Origin of the sequence: Methylophaga sp. UBA5088 (genome assembly GCF_002414625.1) — a bacterium.
Classification (GTDB): Bacteria; Pseudomonadota; Gammaproteobacteria; order Nitrosococcales; family Methylophagaceae; genus Methylophaga; species Methylophaga marina.
Genome location: NZ_DIAC01000134.1, coordinates 40121 through 45424, shown reverse-complemented (window position 1 = coordinate 45424; position 5304 = coordinate 40121). Strand labels below are relative to the sequence as shown.

Genomic DNA, 5304 nt, shown 5'->3' with positions numbered 1-5304 from the left:
CATCTTGCAGTCCCAGACCACCTCGCATCGATAAATCTGAGGCCAGTTGCTGATCAGCCATATCCTGATACATTTTGCTTTGTGTCGAATCAAACATGCCTTCAGCTAAACTGGCTTGGCGCATGGACTTGAGCATCATATTCACAAATAAAGACTCAAACTGACCAGCCACCTGCTTAAGTGTTTGCTCAGCATCACTACCTTTCACCGCTTGCTGACGCAGTTGGTTCAGACCATGAAAGTCAACAGCGGACTGGGCAATATTCGATTCGTAAGCCATGATTAGATGACCACTAAGTCTGCTTTAAGCGCACCCGCTTGTTTGAGTGCCTCAAGTATAGCGACCAAATCACCAGGTGCCGCGCCAACTTGATTCACAGCACGTACGATTTCATCCAGTGACACGCCTGGGTTAAACACAAACATACGACTATTTTCTTCCGTGATATTGATGTCGTAGTTAGGCGTCACCACGGTTTGTCCTTGTGAGAACGGTTCAGGCTGGCTAACCTCAGGATTTGCTGAAATAGTGACTGATAAGTTGCCATGAGTGACAGCAGCTGGACTCACTCTGACATGCTGACCAATCACCACCGTTCCGCTGCGTGAGTTAACCACGACTCTGGCAGGAGCCTCACCTGGGCTCAGCTCTAAATTTTCAATCAGTGATAAAAAGGGTACTCGTTGATTAGGATCTCGTGGCGCATTAACTTTTACGGAAGAAGCATCCATCGAAAAGGCCGTGTTTTTACCCAGAGTATGGTTAATCGCATCACTTAAACGACTGGCGGTGGTGAAGTCAGGGCTATGTAGATTCAGAATAATCGAATCTCCTACATTCAATGCATTTCTGACCGCCCGCTCGACGGTTGCACCGTTAGGCACACGACCAGCACTGGGAATATTGACGGTAACGCGTGAACCATCAGCTGCGTCAGCACCAAAACCACCTACAATTAAATTGCCTTGTGCCATGGCATAAATCTGTCCATCTGCCCCTTTTAAAGGGGTCATCAATAAACTACCACCACGTAAGCTTTTCGCATCCCCTAAAGAAGAAACGGTGATATCAATGGTTTGTCCAGGCTTCATGAAAGGCGGCAAATCGGCATGAACTGAAACGGCTGCTACGTTTTTACTTTTTGGGTCGGTACCTGGCGGAATATTGATGCCCATTTCTACCAGCATGTTTCGTAAACTTTGGCCGGTAAACTTGGTTTTATCACCCGTACCATTGAGGCCGACTACAAGGCCATAACCAATTAATTGGTTATTTCGCACACCCGCAATTGAGGCTAGGTCTTTGACCCTTTCGGCATAAGCCATGCTCGAACTCACTATGAACGCAAATGCGATAAACACTTTAAACTTCATAACTTTCACCCTTTAGAAAGGCATTAATGCACTGACGAAGAATCGACTTAACCAGCCCATCACATTGGCATCATTAGTCGGACCATCTCCTACATAAGAAATCTGAGCATCGGCAATGCGGATAGACGAAATAGAATTATCGGCCTCAATATCTCTGGGACTTATCATGCCTGACAACCGGATATATTCATTGCCTTGATTGATAGTGATGACTCGCTCACCACGAATCACCATATTGCCGTTTGGCAGTACTTCTACAACCGAAACACTGATATTACCGCTCAGTTTGTTGTTCTGATCACTGTCGCCCGCACCAGTAAAATCTGAGTTAGAGCCAATACCAAATGCCAAATTGTTATCTTTTGTGTTGGCTAAAGGTAACTGACTGGGTAAATTGAATTGAGGCGTAGTACCAAACAATGTTGGATTATCGATGTTGTTACTATTTGATTTACTGACAGTGGTTTCTGTTTCTTTTTCGGCATCAGTCTGCTCTTCCAGCTTCACCGTCAAAATATCGCCGACTCGTCTTGCACGATAATCTTCAAATAGAGAAATATTACTGCGTGCGTCAAAAATAGCACCGTCATAATTATCTTGTGGTTCAATAGGAGCAGGACGAACAGCAGCAAACGCGGGGTCACGCTTCACTTCATTGTTGTAGCAACCCGATAACATTGCCACAGCAAGAAATACTAAAAATGGGGCAACAGTTTTCATTTTGACACTCCGAAAAAACCAACTTCACATGAAATAATCTTGCAGAGTTCGTGCCAAAAATGAGTAAGATAGTGAATATTGAAAAAGAAAAAAGGCTACCTGGTGGGGGACCAGGTAGCCAAGTGCTGTAACTAGAGATTTTGGCTGGCGTACTGCAGCATTTGATCGGAAGTAGAAATCGCTTTTGAGTTCATTTCGTAGGCGCGTTGAGTTTCGATCATATTGATCAGCTCAGTCACCACATTCACATTCGATGTTTCTAAAGCGCCCCCAATCGTTTGACCAAAGCCATCCAATCCAGGCGTTCCCGTTATCGGTGTGCCACTGGCGCCGGTTTCCTGAAATAAATTCTCACCGATAGGCTGCAGACCTGTTGGATTAACAAAGTCAGCTAACTCAATGTTGCCTACGATGGTCGGGGTAGCCGTACCTGGCTGAGTTACGCTAACCGTGCCATCTGAACCTACCGTGATACTCTGCGTGTCAGCTGGAATCGTAATGGAGGGTTCTAAAGGGTTACCGTTTGACATCACAATCTGACCATCAGAGTCTAATTGAAATGTACCATCACGAGTGTACGACAATGTGCCATCAGGCATTAAAATCTGAAAAAAACCACGACCATTAATAGCAATATCCAATGCTTGTTCAGTTTGAATAATATTACCTTGACCATGTAACTTTTCCGTCGCAACAGTGCGAACACCTGTACCAATCATTAAGCCGGATGGTAGTTGAGTGCTTGTTGAAGACTGGGCACCAGGCTGTCTTATAGTCTGATATAGCAAGTCTTCAAAAACGGCACGATCTTGTTTAAAACCTGTTGTATTCACGTTAGCCAGATTGTTTGAAATAACTGACATTCGTGTTTGTTGGGCATCAAGGCCGGTTTTGGCAATCCACAAAGCCTGATTCATAATTGTCTCCTGAAATCTATGCAGTCAGTATTACATTGAATGCTAATTACTCATCTGCATTAAACGTGCCGATGCCGCACTATTTTCCTGGGTTGTATCCATCATTTTGACTTGCATCTCATATTGACGCTGCAACTCAATCATATTTACCAGCGCCCCAACCGCATTCACATTGCTTCCTTCCAGTGTGCCGGAAGCGACTTTTACTGTGGCATCTAAAGGTGCTTCAGAGCCATCTTGCATACGCATGAGGCCATCACTATCTTTAAACACTTGCTGCAAGTCTGGTTTGACTAATTTAATCCTGTCTAATACGGCAAGGGCATTTGCCGCTTCACCAATAGGACGGATAGATATCGTGCCATCACTGCCAATTTCGACAGTTTGTGCCGGTGGGATGGCAATAGGTCCACCTTCTCCCATCACGGCCAGACCCGTTCCTGTGACGAGCTGCCCTGCTTCGGTGACATGCAAATCGCCTGCACGCGTGTATCCTTCACGGCCATCTTTACCTTGCACAGCAATAAAGCCTTCGCCTTGAACAGAAATATCCAGATCACGTCCCGTAGATTGAATCGAGCCAGTTTGATAATCCGTCTGAGGCCGTTCCAGCATTGAGTAGACCCTGCTGGGTAAACCTTCACCAAACACTGGCATACTTCTGAACTGCTCAAAGTCAGCCCTGAACCCTGTTGTGTTCACATTCGCCAAATTATTGGCATTGGCTGCCTGAGCAAGCATGGTTTGTTGAGCGCCATTCATGGCGATATATAAGCTACGGTCCATTTTTTCACCCTCAATGTGCTGTTTTAAACAGCGCATTTATACTAAAAACGTTATCGCAGGTTGATAATGGTCTGAGTAATAGCGTTATTTGTCTCAATCGCTTTGGAGTTCGCCTGGAAGTTACGTTGTGCTGTAATCAGTCCCACTAACTCTGCTGTCAAATCAACATTCGAGGTTTCTAATGCACCCGCCTGAATTTGACCAAAACTACCTGTCGCAGCTTCTCCTGCAATGACCGGGCCAGAATCTGTTGTTTCCTTCCATGCCGTACTACCAATTTTGTTCAGCGCTTGTGGATTGGCAAAGTTACCCATAGCAATCTTACCGATTGGGATGGCTTGACCATTACTATAGTTTGCGCGAATCAGTCCTTCTTCACTCACATCAACACCCGTCAAACGTCCGGTCGGAAAACCATTGACCGTCAAGGCACCGACGTTAAAGCTACCTGAGTTCTGTGTCGACCCTCTCAATGAGATAGTAATATCTTGAGTTTCGGCACCACTGGCCCACTCCGTAGCACCACCATCTGTGAAGGATATGACCACATCATCAAGCGCCGCCGTACCAGGATCGGCATCAACGCTGGCAAGTGTACCGTCGGCATTAAAACTGATTCTGGCATCGGTTTCTAACGCATAGGGGACACCAGCCGTACCACCTTTGACTTCACCACCATCCACATAAGCAGCCATTTGCCATTGATTGTCACCGACAGGTGTACCACCATCCAAGGCTGCTTCATCAATGTGCTGATAGTAAGTGGTCACAATATGTTCATTACCCAATGAATCATAAATCGTGGCTGATGTTGAAAAGCTGTATGTGGTGTCATCCGTCGGATCAATCGCCAAAATACCACCAGTACCACTATCGATAATGCCATCAGAAGTAGAAGGCAAATTGGTCGCGATAGTTAGCGCCGTTGTAGCTTCAGGCGCACCCACTGAAGCCGGTAATTGAATTGGCGAGGTTGCATTCATACTTGTGGCTGAAATATTGCCTTGCAAATCAACAGGGAACGTTCTCAGATACCAGCCCTCATTTGAAACAATATAACCATCCTTATCCACACCAAACTCACCCGCCCGAGTGTAGATGACTTCACCACTATCCAACTCAGGTGCTAAAGCAAAAAAGCCTTGCCCACTTATCGCTAGATCCAAGGAATTATCAGTGAATTCCAGATTACCCTGGTTAAATTGCTGAGCCACGTTCTGTAACACTGCGCCACTACCAATCGCGGTTTGATTGGTTGAACCAAACGCCGACACGGCAAAGACGTCACCAAACTCTGCACGAGACATCTTAAAGCCTGTCGTGTTGACGTTAGCAATATTGTTTGATTTGACATTTAGATCGGCGGTTGCCGCATTCAAACCACTTAAAGCTGTACTAAATGACATAAGATGTTCTCCTAAAGAATTTCAACTACTTCGCTAAATGACGCAGAACCAATTCCGGCCAAATTCACTATCAGGCCATCGGTCGAGCTAATGGATACACT

General features: G+C 45.6%; 6 protein-coding genes. All 6 read right to left on the bottom strand.

Translation table 11 applies throughout. From position 1 onward, the window contains the following. Positions 1 to 280: rod-binding protein (locus B4K20_RS16705; protein WP_289283782.1), on the bottom strand; the 280-nt coding region annotated here is incomplete at its 3' end. Between the two features lie 2 nt (positions 281 to 282). Then, entirely contained in the window at positions 283 to 1374 is a 1092-nt protein-coding gene (locus B4K20_RS16700; protein ID WP_286305619.1) for a flagellar basal body P-ring protein FlgI, read from the bottom strand. 12 nt (positions 1375 to 1386) lie between these two features. Next, positions 1387 to 2094: a flagellar basal body L-ring protein FlgH gene (locus tag B4K20_RS16695; RefSeq protein WP_289283781.1), complete on the bottom strand. Its 708-nt coding sequence runs from the start codon at positions 2092 to 2094 to the stop codon at positions 1387 to 1389. Positions 2095 to 2225: 131 nt separating this feature from the next. After that, a complete protein-coding gene (gene flgG, locus B4K20_RS16690; protein WP_286305621.1) occupies positions 2226 to 3011 on the bottom strand; it encodes a flagellar basal-body rod protein FlgG in 786 nt (261 codons plus the stop codon). Between the two features lie 42 nt (positions 3012 to 3053). Further along, positions 3054 to 3797, bottom strand: coding sequence for a flagellar basal-body rod protein FlgF (flgF, locus tag B4K20_RS16685; protein ID WP_286305622.1), 744 nt, complete (start codon positions 3795 to 3797; stop codon positions 3054 to 3056). A 50-nt stretch (positions 3798 to 3847) separates the two neighbouring features. Continuing rightward, positions 3848 to 5203 (bottom strand): flagellar hook protein FlgE, encoded by a 1356-nt coding sequence (flgE, locus tag B4K20_RS16680; protein ID WP_286305623.1) that lies wholly within the window; start codon positions 5201 to 5203, stop codon positions 3848 to 3850. Positions 5204 to 5304: the final 101 nt, after the last annotated feature.

What these genes read in the sequence shown, in the direction of transcription:
- flgE (WP_286305623.1), bottom strand. Translation starts at nt 5,203, where the DNA reads ATGTCATTTAGTACAGCTTTAAGTGGTTTGAATGCGGCAACCGCCGAT.
- B4K20_RS16695 (WP_289283781.1), bottom strand. Translation starts at nt 2,094, where the DNA reads ATGAAAACTGTTGCCCCATTTTTAGTATTTCTTGCTGTGGCAATGTTA.
- flgF (WP_286305622.1), bottom strand. Translation starts at nt 3,797, where the DNA reads ATGGACCGTAGCTTATATATCGCCATGAATGGCGCTCAACAAACCATG.
- flgG (WP_286305621.1), bottom strand. Translation starts at nt 3,011, where the DNA reads ATGAATCAGGCTTTGTGGATTGCCAAAACCGGCCTTGATGCCCAACAA.
- B4K20_RS16700 (WP_286305619.1), bottom strand. Translation starts at nt 1,374, where the DNA reads ATGAAGTTTAAAGTGTTTATCGCATTTGCGTTCATAGTGAGTTCGAGC.